General features: G+C 68.0%; 18 protein-coding genes and 1 pseudogene. 10 read left to right on the top strand and 9 right to left on the bottom strand.

Going from position 1 to position 16,302, the window contains the following annotated elements; all coding sequences use genetic code 11:
• Window positions 1-443: 443 nt before the first annotated feature.
• The 3 genes from ACZ42A_RS19760 to ACZ42A_RS19750 all read right to left on the bottom strand — a co-directional run bounded on the left by ACZ42A_RS19760 (window position 444) and on the right by ACZ42A_RS19750 (window position 2,976).
• On the bottom strand, window positions 444-962 hold the full coding sequence (locus ACZ42A_RS19760; RefSeq protein WP_468528518.1) for a DUF6461 domain-containing protein: 519 nt from the start codon (window positions 960-962) through the stop codon (window positions 444-446).
• 87 nt (window positions 963-1,049) lie between these two features.
• The gene (locus ACZ42A_RS19755) at window positions 1,050-2,222 is read right to left on the bottom strand and encodes a hypothetical protein (protein ID WP_468528517.1); all 1,173 of its coding nucleotides are present in this window, start codon (window positions 2,220-2,222) and stop codon (window positions 1,050-1,052) included.
• Window positions 2,152-2,976 (bottom strand): hypothetical protein, encoded by an 825-nt coding sequence (locus tag ACZ42A_RS19750; RefSeq protein WP_468528516.1) that lies wholly within the window; start codon window positions 2,974-2,976, stop codon window positions 2,152-2,154. Before ACZ42A_RS19750 ends, ACZ42A_RS19755 begins: the two co-directional genes overlap by 71 nt.
• A 527-nt stretch (window positions 2,977-3,503) precedes the next feature.
• Here ACZ42A_RS19750 and ACZ42A_RS19745 point away from each other — a divergent pair.
• The 5 genes from ACZ42A_RS19745 (at window position 3,504) to ACZ42A_RS19725 (ending at window position 5,839) form a co-directional block, all read left to right on the top strand.
• Window positions 3,504-3,830, top strand: coding sequence for a GNAT family protein (locus tag ACZ42A_RS19745; protein WP_468528515.1), 327 nt, complete (start codon window positions 3,504-3,506; stop codon window positions 3,828-3,830).
• A gap of 329 nt (window positions 3,831-4,159) precedes the next feature.
• On the top strand, window positions 4,160-4,513 hold the full coding sequence (locus ACZ42A_RS19740) for a PadR family transcriptional regulator (RefSeq protein ID WP_468528514.1): 354 nt from the start codon (window positions 4,160-4,162) through the stop codon (window positions 4,511-4,513).
• 12 nt (window positions 4,514-4,525) lie between these two features.
• A complete protein-coding gene (locus tag ACZ42A_RS19735) occupies window positions 4,526-5,089 on the top strand; it encodes an HAAS signaling domain-containing protein (protein WP_468528513.1) in 564 nt (187 codons plus the stop codon).
• A gap of 110 nt (window positions 5,090-5,199) precedes the next feature.
• On the top strand, window positions 5,200-5,457 hold the full coding sequence (locus ACZ42A_RS19730; protein WP_468528512.1) for a PLD nuclease N-terminal domain-containing protein: 258 nt from the start codon (window positions 5,200-5,202) through the stop codon (window positions 5,455-5,457).
• 154 nt (window positions 5,458-5,611) lie between these two features.
• The gene (locus ACZ42A_RS19725; protein ID WP_468528511.1) at window positions 5,612-5,839 is read left to right on the top strand and encodes a hypothetical protein; all 228 of its coding nucleotides are present in this window, start codon (window positions 5,612-5,614) and stop codon (window positions 5,837-5,839) included.
• A gap of 14 nt (window positions 5,840-5,853) precedes the next feature.
• On the opposite strand, the pseudogene ACZ42A_RS19720 reads toward ACZ42A_RS19725, so the two are convergent.
• The 3 genes and pseudogenes from ACZ42A_RS19720 to ACZ42A_RS19710 all read right to left on the bottom strand — a co-directional run.
• Window positions 5,854-6,732, bottom strand: a pseudogene (locus ACZ42A_RS19720) (IS5 family transposase); the annotation flags it as partial.
• Window positions 6,733-6,812: 80 nt separating this feature from the next.
• Window positions 6,813-7,403 carry a hypothetical protein gene (locus ACZ42A_RS19715; RefSeq protein ID WP_468528510.1) on the bottom strand — a complete coding sequence of 197 codons (591 nt, stop codon included), beginning with the start codon at window positions 7,401-7,403 and terminating at the stop codon, window positions 6,813-6,815.
• Entirely contained in the window at window positions 7,400-7,978 is a 579-nt protein-coding gene (locus ACZ42A_RS19710) for a hypothetical protein (RefSeq protein ID WP_468528509.1), read from the bottom strand. The genes ACZ42A_RS19715 and ACZ42A_RS19710 overlap by 4 nt, the downstream gene beginning before the upstream one ends.
• A gap of 225 nt (window positions 7,979-8,203) precedes the next feature.
• Here ACZ42A_RS19710 and ACZ42A_RS19705 point away from each other — a divergent pair, with 225 nt between their 5' ends.
• The 4 genes from ACZ42A_RS19705 (at window position 8,204) to ACZ42A_RS19690 (ending at window position 11,925) form a co-directional block, all read left to right on the top strand.
• On the top strand, window positions 8,204-9,232 hold the full coding sequence (locus ACZ42A_RS19705; RefSeq protein WP_468528508.1) for a sensor histidine kinase: 1,029 nt from the start codon (window positions 8,204-8,206) through the stop codon (window positions 9,230-9,232).
• On the top strand, window positions 9,229-9,936 hold the full coding sequence (locus tag ACZ42A_RS19700) for a response regulator (protein WP_468528507.1): 708 nt from the start codon (window positions 9,229-9,231) through the stop codon (window positions 9,934-9,936). The genes ACZ42A_RS19705 and ACZ42A_RS19700 overlap by 4 nt, the downstream gene beginning before the upstream one ends.
• A gap of 694 nt (window positions 9,937-10,630) precedes the next feature.
• Window positions 10,631-11,038, top strand: coding sequence for a MarR family transcriptional regulator (locus ACZ42A_RS19695; RefSeq protein ID WP_468528506.1), 408 nt, complete (start codon window positions 10,631-10,633; stop codon window positions 11,036-11,038).
• Between the two features lie 146 nt (window positions 11,039-11,184).
• Window positions 11,185-11,925 carry a site-specific integrase gene (locus ACZ42A_RS19690; protein ID WP_468528505.1) on the top strand — a complete coding sequence of 247 codons (741 nt, stop codon included), beginning with the start codon at window positions 11,185-11,187 and terminating at the stop codon, window positions 11,923-11,925.
• A gap of 226 nt (window positions 11,926-12,151) precedes the next feature.
• Here ACZ42A_RS19690 and ACZ42A_RS19685 read toward each other — a convergent pair whose 3' ends face one another.
• On the bottom strand, window positions 12,152-13,264 hold the full coding sequence (locus tag ACZ42A_RS19685; RefSeq protein WP_468528504.1) for a magnesium and cobalt transport protein CorA: 1,113 nt from the start codon (window positions 13,262-13,264) through the stop codon (window positions 12,152-12,154).
• Window positions 13,265-13,526: 262 nt separating this feature from the next.
• Here ACZ42A_RS19685 and ACZ42A_RS19680 point away from each other — a divergent pair, with 262 nt between their 5' ends.
• Complete coding sequence (locus tag ACZ42A_RS19680; protein ID WP_468528503.1) at window positions 13,527-14,648, top strand: winged helix DNA-binding domain-containing protein; 1,122 nt, start codon at window positions 13,527-13,529, stop codon at window positions 14,646-14,648.
• A 3-nt stretch (window positions 14,649-14,651) separates the two neighbouring features.
• Here ACZ42A_RS19680 and ACZ42A_RS19675 read toward each other — a convergent pair whose 3' ends face one another.
• The gene (locus ACZ42A_RS19675) at window positions 14,652-15,293 is read right to left on the bottom strand and encodes a LysE family translocator (RefSeq protein ID WP_468528773.1); all 642 of its coding nucleotides are present in this window, start codon (window positions 15,291-15,293) and stop codon (window positions 14,652-14,654) included.
• 155 nt (window positions 15,294-15,448) lie between these two features.
• The gene (locus ACZ42A_RS19670; RefSeq protein WP_468528502.1) at window positions 15,449-16,240 is read right to left on the bottom strand and encodes a S1 family peptidase; all 792 of its coding nucleotides are present in this window, start codon (window positions 16,238-16,240) and stop codon (window positions 15,449-15,451) included.
• Window positions 16,241-16,302 lie beyond the last annotated feature (62 nt).

Here is a 16,302-nt window from a genome sequence, read left to right as displayed (position 1 = left end):
ACTGGTCATCCTGGCGCCGGAGGCGCCAACACCAAGCCCGCATCAGCCACGACAAACGACGCGGACACAGCCCCTGAAACTGACCAGCACTCAGAGCAAGCACCGATGCAGTACCAGGGCGTCATCCATGCCCGGATCGGATGTCGAGCAGCTGATCGAGGAGTACAACCGGCCGCCCGGCAACACGGCCAGAGTTATGTGTTCCGCATCTCCGATGCTGAGGACGACCCGCTCTTCCGGCCGGAACTACTTCGCTGCCTCATTTGGCGACGCCTGGGCCCGTGGATCAACGAGACCGTCATGCCCGACACCGGGACTTCAGTCCCGACCTGGGCAACTTCGGGAAGCTGCACGTCCGGTTCGGCAAAGACAGTGGGGACGTGGCCCAAGCCGCGCTTGCGACGCTTCAAAGAGTGATCCCCGTAGCACGCCGTCGACACGGGCTATGCCCATGGCGACGGCCTGACAGCTGAGGTTGTATCGATGCCGTCTTCCGGCGGGATGACTCCGGCCGCTTCCAGCGCAGGACGCAGCAGGTCAGGTTGGGCTCCGGCGGGGTCGTAGCCGAAGCCCAACTCGAAGTGCAGCTGCAGCTCACCGTCGGCGAGGTACCTGAAGAAGGAGGGCGGATCGTCCGGCCGTGGATCGAAGATCAGCACCTCGGCGCCGTCGCGGGACACTGCCGGATCGAGCGACCAGCCTTCGCTGCCCCCGGACTCCACGATGAACGACCAGTCGCCGCTCTGGCCGATGCGGCCGACGCAGTAGATCTGCGCCAGGTCGACCATGCGGGACGCTTCCTGGATGGTGAGGGCAGGCCCGATCTCGACAGGCTCATGGTCGGCCATGCGTTCAGCCAGCTGCTGAGGGCTGAGGCCGCGAGCGCAGGTGATGTACAGGTCGGTGGCGTTCAGGTTCGCGCTGTGCCACGCATCGGCGAGCCATGCAAGGTTGTCGGGCATCGCAGCTTTCTCCTTCCGTACGCAACGTGGGGCTGGTGGGGCACAGCGAGAACCCGGTGCTGTGCCCCACCAGTGGTCAGCAACCAGTTACGGCTTGGGTACCGTGCAGGTCACCGTCGCCTTGGCCGCATCGCAGTGCGCGAACTGGGGGAAGTCCACCCAGTACGGGTCCTTGTCCAGCAACCGGTACTTGGTCGAGAAGCCCGAGCTGAACGCTCCACCCATCGATGTGGAGTTGATCCATCCCGACATGGCCGAGCGACCACACACCTCCGTCCACGTCGGAGCAGCCTCCCGGATATCGTCGTACAGGCGCCATTCGCCCTGCTTGACCCGGGTGGCATAGGTCTGCACGCAGTCGTTGCCGGTGTCGACCTCGTTCATGCCGCCCATGCCGGCGGGCATGCCGCCGGAGTTGTAGGTAGAAGCGTAGGCGAACTCGTCGCACGACGCCTTGTCGCCCGAGCTGATCTCGGGAACGGTGGTGGCGTCTGGGTTGCCGTAAGTGGCCGCCCACCCGTCAGGGCAGATCACCTTGCGATTGTCGTCCGGGTCGCGGCCGGGCGCGTTCTTCGATGCGGCAGGCAGGTAGAACAGCGGCTTCTTGGCTGCCCTGCTGCCGGGGTGGTTAGGCAGCTTGGCCTGGATCAGCCACGCGTGCGCGACGGCTGGCGGTGTCTTGTCGAAGTTCATCACCCACGTCGGGATGTACTTGTAGAAGGTGCAACCCGGCGTGGTGGAGGAAATCTTGTCGCAGCGGATCTGCGCACTACCGGCCTGCCACCGCGTCGCGGCCGGATTCGCCACCGGCGAGTAGGCGGTGATCTTCGTGGACAGGTCCAACTTGTCCGCGTTGTTAGCCGCGTTCCAAGTGTGATCTATCTTCCCGGTGGCCGAGTGCGAGAACGGATCCGCCCCCGTCCACACCAGCGCCCCGTTCCACGACTGCGAGCTGTTGGTGCACCGGTCGGCGAGGAGGCAGTCGAACTCCACGTTGAGCGTCACCGACCCGAACTTGGCGTCGATTGCCACCGGCACGAGCACAAGTTGCTGTGTGAACGTCGCCGACGTCCCCGATAGTTTCACCTCTTGGCCGACCGCCCAGGAAGCATTCAGGATCTCGCCGGTGGGCTTGCCGTCCTTGACGACGATGCCCTCGTACTCGTAGGTGAAGCTGCCGATGCACGCCTCATAGCGCTTGATGTGTGAGCCGCTGAGGTTCGCGCACCAGTCGACCAGGGGAGGCAGCGGCGCCTTCACTCCGTTCGCCCCCTTGGTGAGGGCGTCGCGGATCTTCTTGCTGTCGTCCCGGCACCAGCCGCGAACAGGGCTGAATCCCCGTTTCCTTGTTCAGCTTGCCGCAGTTCCAGCCATCTTTGGCGCTTCGGCCGATGGGTGGATCGGTCGGGTCGACTGCGGCCATGGAGGGCTGAGCGATCTTCTGCGGCTTCTGGAAGTCGTCCTGGTTGAGCGCCGGAGCGTCCTTCTTCGGTTCGACGGGCAGGGTGATATTCACCGCCCGGGCGCGGGTGTGAAACTTCGCCCATGACGACCAGTTGGCCTCGTACAGGCTGCCGTCGTAGGCGCTGGTGCGGAAGGCGTAGGTGGTGTTCGGCCTCAGGTCGCCGTACCTGATGGTGACCTGCGCCCTTCCGCCGGAGGCCACGAAATCGGACACGATCACACCGTACGCGGCGGGTTGGCCGGTGTCAGGGTCGGTGAGTTTGACCTGGTCCTTCGGGTTGCCGGCGGCGTCTGTCGTGTAGAGCTGGAAGGTCAGATTGGCCGCGTCGCCGTCAGCGTCGGTGACGGTGTTGCGCAGTGTGACGGTGGTGCGATTGACCTGCCACACGCCAGCCGAGTCTTTGGCGGACGGTGGGCCGGCCTCGAGGTTCTTGCCTGAGACGGGCCGGTTGTTGTTGGCCTTGGTGAGGGTCTCCGGGCCTGCCGCGGGCCGGGCGGACGGTGCGTAGTCCCAGTCGGGAGTGCCGTTGCCGCTATCGGCTGCTGCCACGTTTCCGGATCCCAGGAGCAGGATCGAGCAAGCGCCGAAGGCGAGTTTCGACAGGATGCGGCTTCTTTTGGGGGCTTCCTAACAAGAGAAGTTTCCCTTCTGGCCCCGCCCGTATGTTCCCCCTGGGCGAGGCTGATCGGTTGCGATTCGTCGCACTGCTGTTCTAGGAGCGCTTGACCTGGCGCGGCAAGGTCATCAATCGGGGCGCACGTCACGAACTGGATGCGGTGAATGTGGCGATGGACACGGTTGTGCACGGTTGCGTGACGATCGGGTGAGGGAACTGTGAAGCCGCCTAAGCGTCTTGAGGGGCTTCAGGTTCAACATTGGAGCGGCGTCGACGGATTCACGGCCGGAGATTCAGGGCTTTGGTTGGTCCCGACGCGATGAGACCGAGGTCGGCATGACGGTGCAGCCGTGCAGGCTGGACGACGCCATCGAGGCGATTCGATCCGGCAGGATCACCGAGGCCGGGGGCGTGGCCGCACTCCTGCTGGCCGAACATGCGCGGGCGTAAGGTGACAGGCATGGACGAGGACCAGGAGGCTCGACAGGCAGCGTGGGCGCTTTACGTGTCGCTGCACAACCTCGTTGAAAGCCAGACCTTGGGCCAGGTTCCGGCCGCTGTCCAGCCCGCGACGCTCGGAGACGTCGATGACGTTTTCCACCAACTAGACCAACATCACGTGGTGTTGAATCGCTCTCATTCCGAGCTGGTGCAGCGCGTACGCGACGCCGTTACCTCCTGGGAGGACCAGTCTGCCGGCCGACTCGTCGGACTTTTGCCTCTGCTCGATGCCCTTGCCGAGATCGCCGGGGCGTCCCTCCCCTCCGTCTTCCCGCCCTCGGCGTAGCTTCCCGCCCTTGACGGCGATATGTCGGGCTGTCGACTAGGCCCTGTCCGGCGGGTCACTGTGCTGTCGGCTCCATGTCCCGCGTCGCAAGCTACCCGCGTGGGTGAACCGAGATCCGCCAGGCATGCGCGGCGAGGTGGTGCGTGTCAGCACGGTGCCGTACAGCCCGAGTGGCACGTTCTCCCACGGTTCGGCCAGGTGCAGACGTGACGGGGGCGGCGTCGTCCCCGTGGGCGTCCCAGGCGGCGGGGCTTGAGCGCGAGGGCCGCATCCCGGGTGCACCGACATCACCTTTGGACTTCTAGAGATAACCAGGTACTGTGCAATGCATGGAACCTGACATCGCAGGTAAGCCCGTCGCGGGCAAGGCGGAGAGCCAGCTCCGCAAGGGGGTGCTGGAGTACTGCGTGCTTGCGATCCTGCGGGACGGCCCGCGCTACGGCGTTGAACTGCTCGAAACCCTCGGCGCGGTGAACGTCATGGCCACAAGCCAGGGGACCATCTACCCCCTGCTGTCGCGGCTGCGCCGTGACGGCCTGGTGGAGACCCGCTGGCAGGAGTCCCCCAGCGGGCCCCCGCGGCGCTACTACGAGCTGACGCCCTCGGGGCATAAGGCGCTGAAGGAGTTCACCGCCATCTGGCCGCACTTCCGTGACGCGGTCGACCACTTCATCACCGACTGACAGGAGACCATCGTGACGATCACCGAGCACCCGCTGGTGAAGAGTTACCTGGCCACCGTGGCGCGTGAGACGGCCGGACTCAGCCCGGAACGCCGCAACGAGCTGCTGGCCGACCTGGAGGAGCACATCGCCGTGACACTCGCGGAACAGTCCGCATCCGGCGGTGACGAGATCCGCACCGTGCTCGCCCGCCTCGGTGACCCGCGCACCATCGCGGCAACCGCACTCGGCGACGAGCCCCCTGCTCCGCAAGTGAGCCGAGGACGCACCCTCGCCCTGCTGGGACTGCTGGCGGCGACCGGCCCCCTGACGGTCTTCGCCCCCCTGCTGGGCGGCCCCGTCCTGATCGGCGCGCTCTGGTGGCTGTGGACCGCGCCGCAGTGGCGTAACCGGGACAAGGCGATCGGGACGGCGGCCGGCCTCGTGCCGCCGCTGTTCCTGGTGACGCAGTGGCTGATCGCCGCGGGCACGCTGAACTTCGGCCTCGGAGCGTTCATCCCGGTCCTCCTGGGCGTCCTGGCGCTCCCGGCCGCCGCCGGCGTCCATCTGCTGAAGTCCGCAGGGCGCCCGTCGTGACAGAGGCTCACCTATGACGCAGTCGGCATCCTGAAACAGCCGGACCGCCATCAACCGAGGCTGCCCGACCCGGGCGCCCTGAGAATCCCCCCCACCAGCAAGAGGAATGAATGATGCAGACCCAGCTCGCACACCAGATGGCCCTTGCCCCTACGGGCGACATCATGATCGCCTCCGCAGGAGCTGCTGTGCTCCTGGGCGCCCTCGCGTTGTTCTTCGGCACTCTGCGCAGCATCGTCAGGTCCGACCTCACCGGAGGCATGAAGCTGGTCTGGCTCGTTTTCGCCCTCATAGCCCCCTTCCTCGGGAGCCTGCTCTGGTTCCTCACCGGACGCCGCCACACCCAGCGCCGGCCAGGCATCGCCTGATTCCAACAGCGCGCCACCGCCGTCTTCGTGATCGCGTAGTCACTGGGCTGATGCGGTGGCATGGCCCTGTTCGGGGGCCTGATAACGCTGCCGCCACGCAGTTTGTGTGCGAGACGGATGCACCACTCCGGCGGCTCCTAGGAAAGGTGGAGACATGGCCAAACCTGTTCGCGCGGCTCTCGGGGGCGTGTGGATCAAGTGCAACTTCTGTCAAGGTGACCTGTTCAGGGACCGTGAGGTGAAGCTCAACAGCTCCGGCATGGAGTTCATGAACCTGGGCTGGGCGAACGAGTCGGCAACCGGCCTGATCTGCTGGAACTGCGGCTATGTGCATCTGTTCGTGAACAGGAACCTCGAACTGTACAAACAGAAGAAGGGCTGAGTTCGCTCTGGCAGTCATGCGCGCAGCCAGAGGCGAACGGATGCGACGGCCACGGTGCCGTGAAAGACGTACGCCCTCTTGTCGAAGCGCGTGGACACCGCACGGTTGATCTTCAACCGGTTGATCAGCCGCTCGACTTCGTTCCTGCGGGCATAGCGTGCCGGGTCAAAGCTGGTGGGCCTGCCGCCGTAGCTGCCACGGCGTCGGCGGTGGGCCTGCTGGTCACGGCGTTCCGGGATGGTGTGCTTGATCTGCCGACGCCGCAGGTAGTGGCGGTTGCGGCGTGATGAGTACGCTTTGTCTCCGCTCAGATGGTCCGGCCGGGTGCGGGGATGGCCGCCGGCTGGACGGGGCAGGCGAATGTGTTCCAAGACCGGGATCATCTGCGGGGCATCGCCCCATTGCCCTGGCGTGATCAGCATGGCCAACGGCCGCAGTCCACCCTCACTTGCCAAGTGGATCTTGGTCGTCAGCCCGCCACGTGACCGGCCAAGGGCTTCATCTGGACGGTGCTGCGCGGGCCGGGTGCGCTTGCCGGGTTTCCGCAGCGCCTGCTCGCGTGCACCGGCGGCATGCTGGTGAGCCCGGCACACGGTCGAGTCCACGCTCACCATGGACCAGTCGATGCGGCCTTCCGCGTCGGCATCGGCCTGGACGGCCCGGAGGATACTCTCCCATGTGCCGTCCGCGGACCAGCGCCGGTGCCGGTCATAGCAGGTCTGCCAGCTCCCGAACCTTCTTGGAAGGTCGCGCCACGGGATGCCGGTCCGTATGCGGAACAAGATCCCATTGGTGACCTGCCGGTGGTCCTTCCATCGCCCGCCCCGACCGACGTTCTTCGGCAAGTGCGGCTCAAGCCGGGCCCATTCAGAATCGGTGAGATCACCCTCCCCACACTGCCCCTAAAGGAGCGGCAGCCCGGCTCGTCACTGACCCATCAAACAGACCCTAGTACTCCAGCAGCGTTTCGGTATCAGTGCTGGTCCTGGTACAGTCGGCCGGCCCGGTGACGTCGTAGCCAGTAGTGCCCGGTCACGACCGCGAGCAGTGGCCCCCAGGCCACCAGGGGCAGATAGCAGACGGTCATGATCCAGTAGGCGATGCCGTCCGGTGAGTCCGGGTGGCCCATGGTGTCCGCAGCGTTCCAGCCGAACGCGCCCGCCAGGCACAGGACGGTGAGTGCGCTCGCCCCCAGCCCGGCCGGGATCACGGCCACCGCCGTCGGTACGTGCCGACCGCCGATGAGCGGGATCCAGCGGGGGAAGACCTCGCCCCAGCGCTGGACCAGACCGAGTGCCAGCAGTCCGACGGACTCGGCGAACAGGGTCAGGGCGATCATGTAGAGCGAGAACGAGCTGCCGAACGTGACCGTGGCCATCGGGTTGTCGCCCGTGAAGCCCACCGGGATACCCAGCGCCGCCGCGATCCGCCACAGGCCGCTGGGCAGCGGGGTGAGCGCGGTGATGTGCGCGAGCCGGACCACCCAGCGGGGCGGAACCGCAGTCGCCGTGGTCGCCGTTCTCGCCACGGTCGTCGTGCTCGGCGTGGTCGTCATGGAGGTCATCGCTCGCGCTCCGTACCGGGGGTGGGCGGGAGGACGTGCCGCACCGTGAAGTCGCCGCTCTGGACGGTCTCGTACGGCGCGGCGCTCAGGCACTGGGGCACGTTCATCTTGGGAATTTCGCCGACCGCCCAGCTGTAACCGACCTGGTCGCGCCTGCCGTTGTCGTACACGGTGAAGCCGACCCGCTTGCCGATGACCCGGCCGTCGGGGTGGTCGGAGCGCGTGATGATCCCGGTGGCGGTAGCGACCGGGCCGCCGGTCAGGAGGCAGTCGATCCGGCCTTCGAAGGTGGCGCCTTGCTCGCCGTCGGGGGAGTGGTGGCTGAAGCGGAAGGTGCCGCGTGAGGTGCCGCCGACGTCGGTGGGGGCGAAGCCGTGGGCGTCGAAGGAGAAGGCCACGCGTTCGCCGTTCTTTCCCCGGTCCATCGTGGCCGAGCCGGTCAGGCTGGACTCCTTGGCCTTCTTGAGTTTCGTGGACTCCGTGGTGGGTGTGCCGGCGGTGGCGGTCCCCGCGAGCAGTCCGAGCGTCACTGCCGTGGCGAGCGCGCCACCCACCGTCGTCCCTACGTAGCGCATGCTGAACATCCTTTGTTCTGACGCCTGTTGGGCGTATGGCCTCGTTGACGTGATCAGCTTCCGGGGCGGGGCGTGTCCGCGACCATCGGTCGACCGGCAGATCTCCGGCCGTACGGAAGGTCCTGCCTCTGCCGATCGGCAGAGGCAGCGCCCGGATCCTGGTCCATAAGCTGGACTCCGGCGGAACCGGCGGAACCCGTCGGACCTGTGGGGAGGGAATCGGCGATGAGAGGCGGCCCGGTGGTCGTGGTGGTAGGCGCCTGGGCGGGGCGGGCGGCCGCGCTGGCCGCGGCCGTACTGATCGCTGTCACCTTCGGATGGGCCCCGGGCGCCACGCAGGACGAGTCCGTTCCGCTCTTCGCGGCGGCGACGGCGCTCGTGGTGCTGCAGGCGGCCGCGTTCCGGTGGGCGCCGCGCCGGGAGGCAGCCGTGGGCATCGGCCTTGCGGCGGTGGCGCTCACGCTGTGGCCCCAGCCGCTGGTGCCGGCCGCGTCGATCTACGAACGGGTCGGTATGGGCGCCTTCTGGTTCCTGCCCACCCTCGGGGCAGCCGTCGTGGGCGGATACCCCCGGCTGATGGAACGCCGCAGGCGCCAGGCCGTCCGGGAAGCCCGCTACAGCCAGCAGCTCGAACTCGCCCACGAGCTCCATGACTTCGTCGCCCACGACATCAGCGGCATCGTGGCACAGGCCCAGGCCGCCCGCTTCGTGGCCGAACAGCGTCCGGAGGCGGTGGCCGGGGCACTGGAACGGATCGAGCGGGCCGGCCTCGCGGCGCTGGCCTCGATCGACCGTACGGTCCACATGCTGCGCGAGTCGGGCCACGAGGCCGCCAGCACGGCCCTCCCAGGCACGGGCCAACTCGCCGAACTCGTCAGGCGGTTCGACGAGACAGGCCGCACTCGGGCCCGCATCGACATCGCCCCCGGAGTGGAGACCGCCCTGTCCCGCGAGGCCGCCGCCACGGTCTACCGCGTCGTGACGGAGGCACTGACGAACGTCCGCCGCCACGCCCCCGACGCAACCGGCGTCGAGGTGGCCCTCATGCTCGCCGACAAGACCGTCCGGCTGAGCGTCACCAATGACACCGGCCGCAGCCATGCCCGTACGCGCGAGCACGGTGGGACCGGCGGGACGGGGCTTCTCGCCCTCACCGAACGCGTCCGCGCCATGAACGGGACCCTCCACACCACCCGGCGCGACGGCACCTGGTGCCTCACCGTCACCCTCCCCGCCACTGGAGACACGGCATGACGACGACCCGCATCCTGATCGCCGACGACCAGGAGGACATCCGCAGCGGCTTCCGGCTGATACTCGACTCACAGCCCGACATGACCGTGGTCGGTGAGGCCGCGGACGGCGCCACCGCCGTCGGCCTCGCCCGGACCCTGCGCCCAGACGTCGTCCTCGCCGACATCCGGATGCCACGCCTCGACGGCCTCGAGGTCACCCGCCAACTCGCCGCGACCACCCGGGTCGTGGTCGTCACCACCTTCGACCTCGACGCATACGTCCACACCGCGCTACGCCACGGCGCCTGCGGCTTCCTGCTGAAACGCTCGGGCCCCACGCTGCTGATCGAGGCGGTACGCGCAGCGATGGCCGGCGACACCCTGATCAGCCCCCAGATCACCGTCCGCCTCCTCCAGCACATCACCTCACCATCCCAATCCACCCCGGCCCCGGACCCGGCCCCGGACCCGTCCCCGGACCCGCTGACAAGCCGCGAACGGGAGATCACCCACCTGGTCGCACAGGGCCTGACGAACGCGGAGATCGGGGCACGGCTGTTCGTCACACCCGGCACGGTGAAAACCCATCTCGCCAACATCCAAGGGAAACTGGGGGTCCGCAACCGGGTCGGCATCGCCGCCTGGGCATGGGAATCGGGCCTGACAGCACGGGGTGCCGCCGACCGCCCACAGGGCCATAAACACCACCCTGACCAGCACTGACACCGAAACGCTGCTGGAGTACTAGGCTGCGGCAGCACCCGCTGTACCGCTCCGGAGGAGTCGTGGACATCTCATCCGCCTAAAGGCTCGCCTGGGAGAACAAGCTCGTTAATGGCTTCAACACCACTGATGTGGCCCTGGAGTTCGGACTCCTGACGGCCGAGTCGGCGAAGCCTTTACCGCCTGGCGGAAGGGTCTTCCCGGCCTCGGAGAAGAGTTGGCCGATGTTTTCCTCTACCTGACTGCCGTGGCGGAGATGAACGGGCTGGACCTCGAATCGGAGGTCGCTCGGAAGATCGAGAAGAACGAGCGGCGTACGTACGAGCGCAACGAACGCGGAGCGCAGATCAGGACGAGCGGCGACTGTGCAGCGCCCTCGCGGCACGCTGCCAGGGTTCTCCCACGGCGGCCCACGGCGAGAGCCAGGGGACGCCCCTCGTCGTCTTGACCGACAAGTTATGGGACGGCTTCACCGCGCCGGTCTCGACACATCCCTTTCGTCTCAGCAGGTCCGAGGCGAGGACGCCCCGCCGGTCGAAAATGAGCATTCGCCCACGGCAGACAAGAAGGAACCTCCAAAGACTGGAACCTCCGCCGGGACCATGTCAACGTACAACGTCCCGAAAACACCAGGGCAGATGAAGCAGCTACTCGGCTGCGGCCAGGGTTGAACTGACTCGGAAACCCGCACCGCATGAAGCTGCTTCGCTGGCGTGGTCCCTACTTGGAGGCCCATCTGTCTGATTCCGCTATTCGATCCGCTCGCTTCACTTCACCCGTCCTCTTTGTCCTCGGCGCAATGAACGCTTGGTCCGGTCAGGCGGCGGGTGACTACGGCGCGGTCTCCACCGGTCTGTGCGTCTGCGTCTGTGCGGCCGGCCTGTTCGGCGAGGACCTACTGCAACGAAGCTACCGTCGTGACCGTGCCGTCCTCGCGCACGTTGCTGCACACCCTGGAGCTACAACGCGGCACGTGGCCCGGGCCACAGGAGTCCCCGAGCGCCTGGTGACGCGCAACCTTGACCGCCTCACGGATGACGGCCTGCTGCTCGTCGCAGATGACGCGACTCCGGCCCTGCGGTCGTACCGACTGGCTTCCTGACTGCGGCCAGCCGGAAATGCTGCTGGCCCATCGGATGCGGCGCGCAACATAGCCGACGATCGCCGGTTAGCCAAACCGGCGATCGTGTGGACTATTGATCCCGTTCGCACCGGCTGCTTGGCGGTGGACTTGGAGCGGACAGCGCCGTGCTTTCGCCGGGGCATTCCCCGGCCTCATTCCGGCGGAAATGGCCGCTGGAGACCGCGCGGCGGGTACGGGATGTCATCAACCCGCGGTACCGGATTGCTGTCGTGGTCGCCCTCGGGTGCGGGCTTCGCCAGGGCGAGGTCTTCGGCCTCTCACCGGAAGACGTCGACTTTGAGCGCGGCCTCATCCGTGTCCGCCGCCAGGTTCAACTTCTCAATGGTCGCTTGTACTTCACCCTTCCCAAGGGCGGGAAGACGCGCATCGTCGACATGCCTCCGTCGGTCGCCGCCGAGCTGGCCGCCTATCTTCTGCAGTACCCGGCCGTCGAGGTCGAGCTGCCCTGGGGCGGCCCGGAGCCCGAGCGGGAGAGGCAGACGTTCCCGCTCGTCCTGACCACGACGTACGGCTATGCGATCCGCGCCAACATCTTCAATGTCGAGGTCTGGAAGCCCGCGCTCGCGAAGGCCGGCGTCATCCCCATGCGAGAGAAGGGGCAACGCTGGAAGGCATCTCGCAAGGACGGCTTCCACGTACTCCGACACACCTATGCCTCGATCATCCTCGAAGCCGGCGAGTCCGTCGTCACGCTCGCCCGATGGCTCGGTCACTCCAGCCCGACCATCACCCTCGACCACTATGCCCACTTCATGCCCGAGGCGGGCGGCAAGGGGCGAGCGGCCGTCGACGCACTACTCGGCGTGGTTCCCGAGTACGTCCCAGAGGATCTCGCCCTCACGTGAGAGAACGGGTGGCACAGCACACGCTGTGCCACCCGTTTTCGTTACGTTGCGTAGCCGTGTGCCGATGAGGGTGGCTGCGCCGGTAGACGTTGAACAGGGCCGGCGCGGGGAGAAGCGACTTGGGCAGCCGCGCAGCCCATTCTCCCCAGATTCTCCCCAGAGGGCCAGAAAGGCCGTTCCAAAGCATTCGCGAATGCGAATCTGATCGGAGTGTCCGGCTCGACTTCTATAGCCAGTCCCGCCGCTTGAAGATGAAGTACAGGCTCGTGCACACGACTGCCATCAGCAAGATTGCGAACGGGTAGCCGAAGCCCCAGTCCAGCTCAGGCATCGCGTCGAAGTTCATCCCGTAGATGGTTCCCACCAACGTAGGTGCAAAGAGAATGGCCGCCCATGACGAGATCTTCTTGATCTCCTCGTTCTGCTCGAACCCCGCCTCCGCCAGCGCCCGCATCTCCGCGTTCTGCTGCTGGGTGACGAGGGTGGCGTTCACGGTGAGGATCTCGGTGAGGGCCTGGCGGAAGCCGTCGACGCGTTCGCTGATGTGCGTGACGTGGTCGGCGACGTCCCGCAGGTAGCGCTGGAGTTCCTCGTCGGTGCCGTACTTGGAGAAGCCCGCCATCAGGCCGTGCAGCATGCCCACCAGGGGACGGGTGGCGCGCTGGAACTCGACCATCTCGCGGGAGAGTTCGTAGATGCGGCGGGAGACCTCCGGGTGGCCGCGGAAGACCTCCGTCTCGATCTCGTCGATGTCGTTCTGGACGCCGGCGACGACCGGGGCGTAGCCGTCGACCACCGCGTCCAGAATCGCGTACAGGACCGCCTCGGGGCCGAGCTTCAGCAGCTCCGGGGTCTCCTCCATGCGGCGGCGCACGGCGGACAGGCCGGGCGCGGCGCCGTGGCGGACGGTGATGACGAAGTCGGGGCCGACGAAGACGTGGAGTTCGGCGAAGTCGACCTCCTCGGGCGCGTCCAGGTAGCGGGCCGCCCGGAGGACGACGAAGAGCGTGTCGCCGTAGCGCTCCAGCTTGGGGCGCTGGTGGGCCTCCATCGCGTCCTCGACGGCGAGCGGGTGGAGATCGAACTCCTCGGCGAGGGAGAGGAGCTCGCGCTCGGTGGGGCGGGCCAGACCGATCCAGGCCATGCCTGAGGGCTGGGTACGCAGGGCGCGGTAGGTCTCGGCGAGGGTGGCGGGGGAGGAGACGCGGACGCCGTCCTGGTAGAGGGCCGCCTGGACGATGCCGGCGGGCTCGGCGGGCGGTCGCGGTGCGGGCTCGTGCGAGGTCGCGGTCGCGGGGGTTCGCGGCGGGCGGGACGGGGGTGTCGCGCGGCGCCACACCGGCCGCCGTGGGCTTCGTCCGTTGCCGGAGTCCTGCGCGGAGGCTTTTACGGAGTCCTTCGCAGAGTCTTTCGTGGAGTCTTTCGCGGGATCTTTCGCGGCGATGAGGGGCACCTCCCTGCGTCCGGCTGGTGATCGCCTGCATTGGGTGGGTCGTCCAGCAGGATATACGGGGCAAACGGCACCCACCGGGCCGGGGCGGGCGGGCAGGCTGCCGCATCGCGGACCCTACCTGTCCGCATCCCCCGCTAGCGTGCCGCCCATGACCAGGACGAAGGCCCAGCCCGCCGCGACCGCCCCCGTGCTCACCACCCGCGCCCTCAACCGGGCCACCCTCGCCCGGCAGCTGCTGCTGCGGCGCTCGCCGATGTCCGCCAAGGCGGCCGTGGAGCACCTCGTCGGGCTCCAGGCGCAGGAGGTCAGGCCGCCCTACTACGCGCTGGCCGCCCGCCTCGACGGCTTCACCCCCGAGGAACTGTCCGGGCTGCTGGCCGACCGGGAGGCCGTGCGGATCGTCACCCTGCGCTCCACCATCCATCTGCACACCGCCGACGACAGCCTCACCCTGCGGCCGCTGGTGCAGCCCGCCAGGGACCGTGAGCTGAGCATGAAGACGTTCCGCGACGGTCTCGTCGGCGTCGATCTTCAGCGGCTCGCCGCCCTCGCCCGCGCCCTCGTCGAGGACGAGCCGCGCACCATGAAGCAGCTGCGCGAGGCCCTGCTCGCCGAGTGGCCGGACGCCGATCCGCAGGCCCTGGCCGTCGCCGCCCGCTGCACCCTCCCGCTCGTCCAGGTCACGCCGCGCGGACTGTGGGGCAGGAGCGGCCAGGTCGCTCTCACCACCGTCGAACACTGGCTGGGCCGCCCCGCCGAGCCGCCCGCTTCCCCCGACACGGTCGTCCTGCGCTACCTCGCCGCCTTCGGCCCGGCCTCCGTGAAGGACTTCCAGACCTGGGCCGGGCTGACCCGGACGCGTCCCGTCTTCGAACGCCTGCGGCCGTCCCTCGTCACCTTCCGCGACCCGAACGGCGTCGAACTCTTCGACCTGCCCGACGCCCCGCGCCCCGACCCGGACACCCCGGCCCCGCCGCGCCTGCTGCCCGAGTTCGACAACCTGCTGCTGTCCCACGCCGACCGCACCCGGGTCATCCCGCCCGCGACCCGCGGCCGCACCTGGCAGGCGAACACCTTCTACTGCCCGCTCCTCGTCGACGGTTTCCTCGCGGGCGTGTGGCGGCTGTACGACGACGCCCTCGTCATCGAAGCCTTCGGCGAGCTGAGCGAGGTCCAGCGGGAGGAAGTGGGGGCGGAGGCGGAGCGGGTGCTGCGGGTGCTGTATCCGGGCGGGTCGTACGACATCCGGTTCGGGACCGTCATCCCCTGACCGTCACTCCGCGCGCCCGGTCACCGCCACGGTCACCCCGAGACCGACCAGCGTGCAGCCACCGGCGCCGCCGATCAGCGACAGGCGGCGCTCCGACCGCGCGAACCAGGTGCGGGCCGCCGACGCGGTCAGGCCCCACAACGTGTCCGTCACCAGGCCGATGGAGATCGGCACCAGGCCGAGCAGCAGCATCTGCGCCACGACATGACCGGCTGCCTGGTCCACGAACTGGGGGAGCACCGCGGCGAAGAACACCACCCCCTTGGGGTTGGTGACCCCGACCAGGACCCCGTCGACGACCGTCCGCAGATCGCCGCGCGCGGGGCTCCCGCGACCCGCCGCCGTCACCTTCAGCTCGGCGCGGTGCCGGAACGCCTGCACGCCCAGGAACACCAGATAGGCCGCGCCGGCCAGTTTCACCGCCGTATAGACGACGACGGACCGTTCGACCAGCGAGCCCACGCCCACCGCGACGGCCACGACCAGCAGATACGAGCCGAAGACATTGCCGATCGCGGTCGCCACGGCGGTGCGGCGGCCGTGGGCCAGTGCCCGTCCGATCACGAACAGCACGCTCGGCCCCGGGATCAGCACCACCAGGACCGACATCGCCGCGAAGGCCAGGAGCCGGTCGGCGGGCACCATGTCCATGTTCCCCACCCTCGTGTGCGCATGGGCTGTGACCGTCCATTCAAGAGGGTCGGCCGGGGACATGGAAAGGGGGCGTTGCGGGCCGCTCGTGGAGGCCCGCAACGCCCCCTGGTACTCAACTGAGGGGTGCCCTCAGAAGCTTCTCCCGGTTACGAGTTGACCTGCGCGGTCACCAGGCTGGAGAAGGTGGTCAGCCGGGTGTAGACACCCGGGTAACCGGCCTGGGCGCAACCCTCGCCCCAGGAAGTGATCCCTGCCAGGACGCCCCCGACAAGCAGGGGACCGCCGCTGTCGCCCTGGCAGGTGTCCACGCCGCCGGAGGAGTATCCGGCGCACACCATCTCGCTCGCGACGTAGTCGGAGCCGTAACTGCCGCTGCAGCTGGAGTCGGAGACGATCGGGACGGTCGCGGTGCGCAGCTGGTTGGAGGAGCTGCCGTTCTGCGACGTGGTGCCCCAGCCGAGCACGCGGGCGGTGGTGCCGGCCGCGTAGACGGAGGTGTCGGTCGACGAGACGTACTTCGCCGTGGTGTACGGCATCGACGTCGACAGCGTCAGCACCGCCACGTCCTCACCGCGGGTGGCGGTGGTGTAGTTCGGGTGGATCCAGATCTTGCTTACCCGCGCGACGGTGCCGTTGGTGCCGTTCAGGTAGGTGCGGCCGCCGACCACGCGGACGCTGCTGGTGGTCTCGCCGACCATGCAGTGCGCGGCGGTGACGACCTTCGTCGGCGAGACCAGCGTGCCGCCGCAGAACTGGTTCTGCGAGGCGTCGGTGATCTGCATCATGAACGGGTACTGGCTCGTCGTGGTCGTGGTGCCGCCCACGATGGGCTGGGGCGCGGCGACGGCGGAGGGCGCGGCGGTCAGCGCGGTCGCGGCCGCGGCGGCGGTGGCCGCGATGGCGACGGCGGTCTTTCTCGCACGGGTGAGCCCGAACATGAGTCTCCTCAGGGGGTTGCCGGTGGGGGGTCGCGCGGGTGTGGGGGGTAGTGCACGGGGGT

The sequence above is a fragment of the Streptomyces sp. NPDC030838 genome (genome assembly GCF_055572035.1).
Note: the sequence above shows the minus strand (reverse complement) of the source record. Positions and strands in the feature narration are given on the sequence as shown.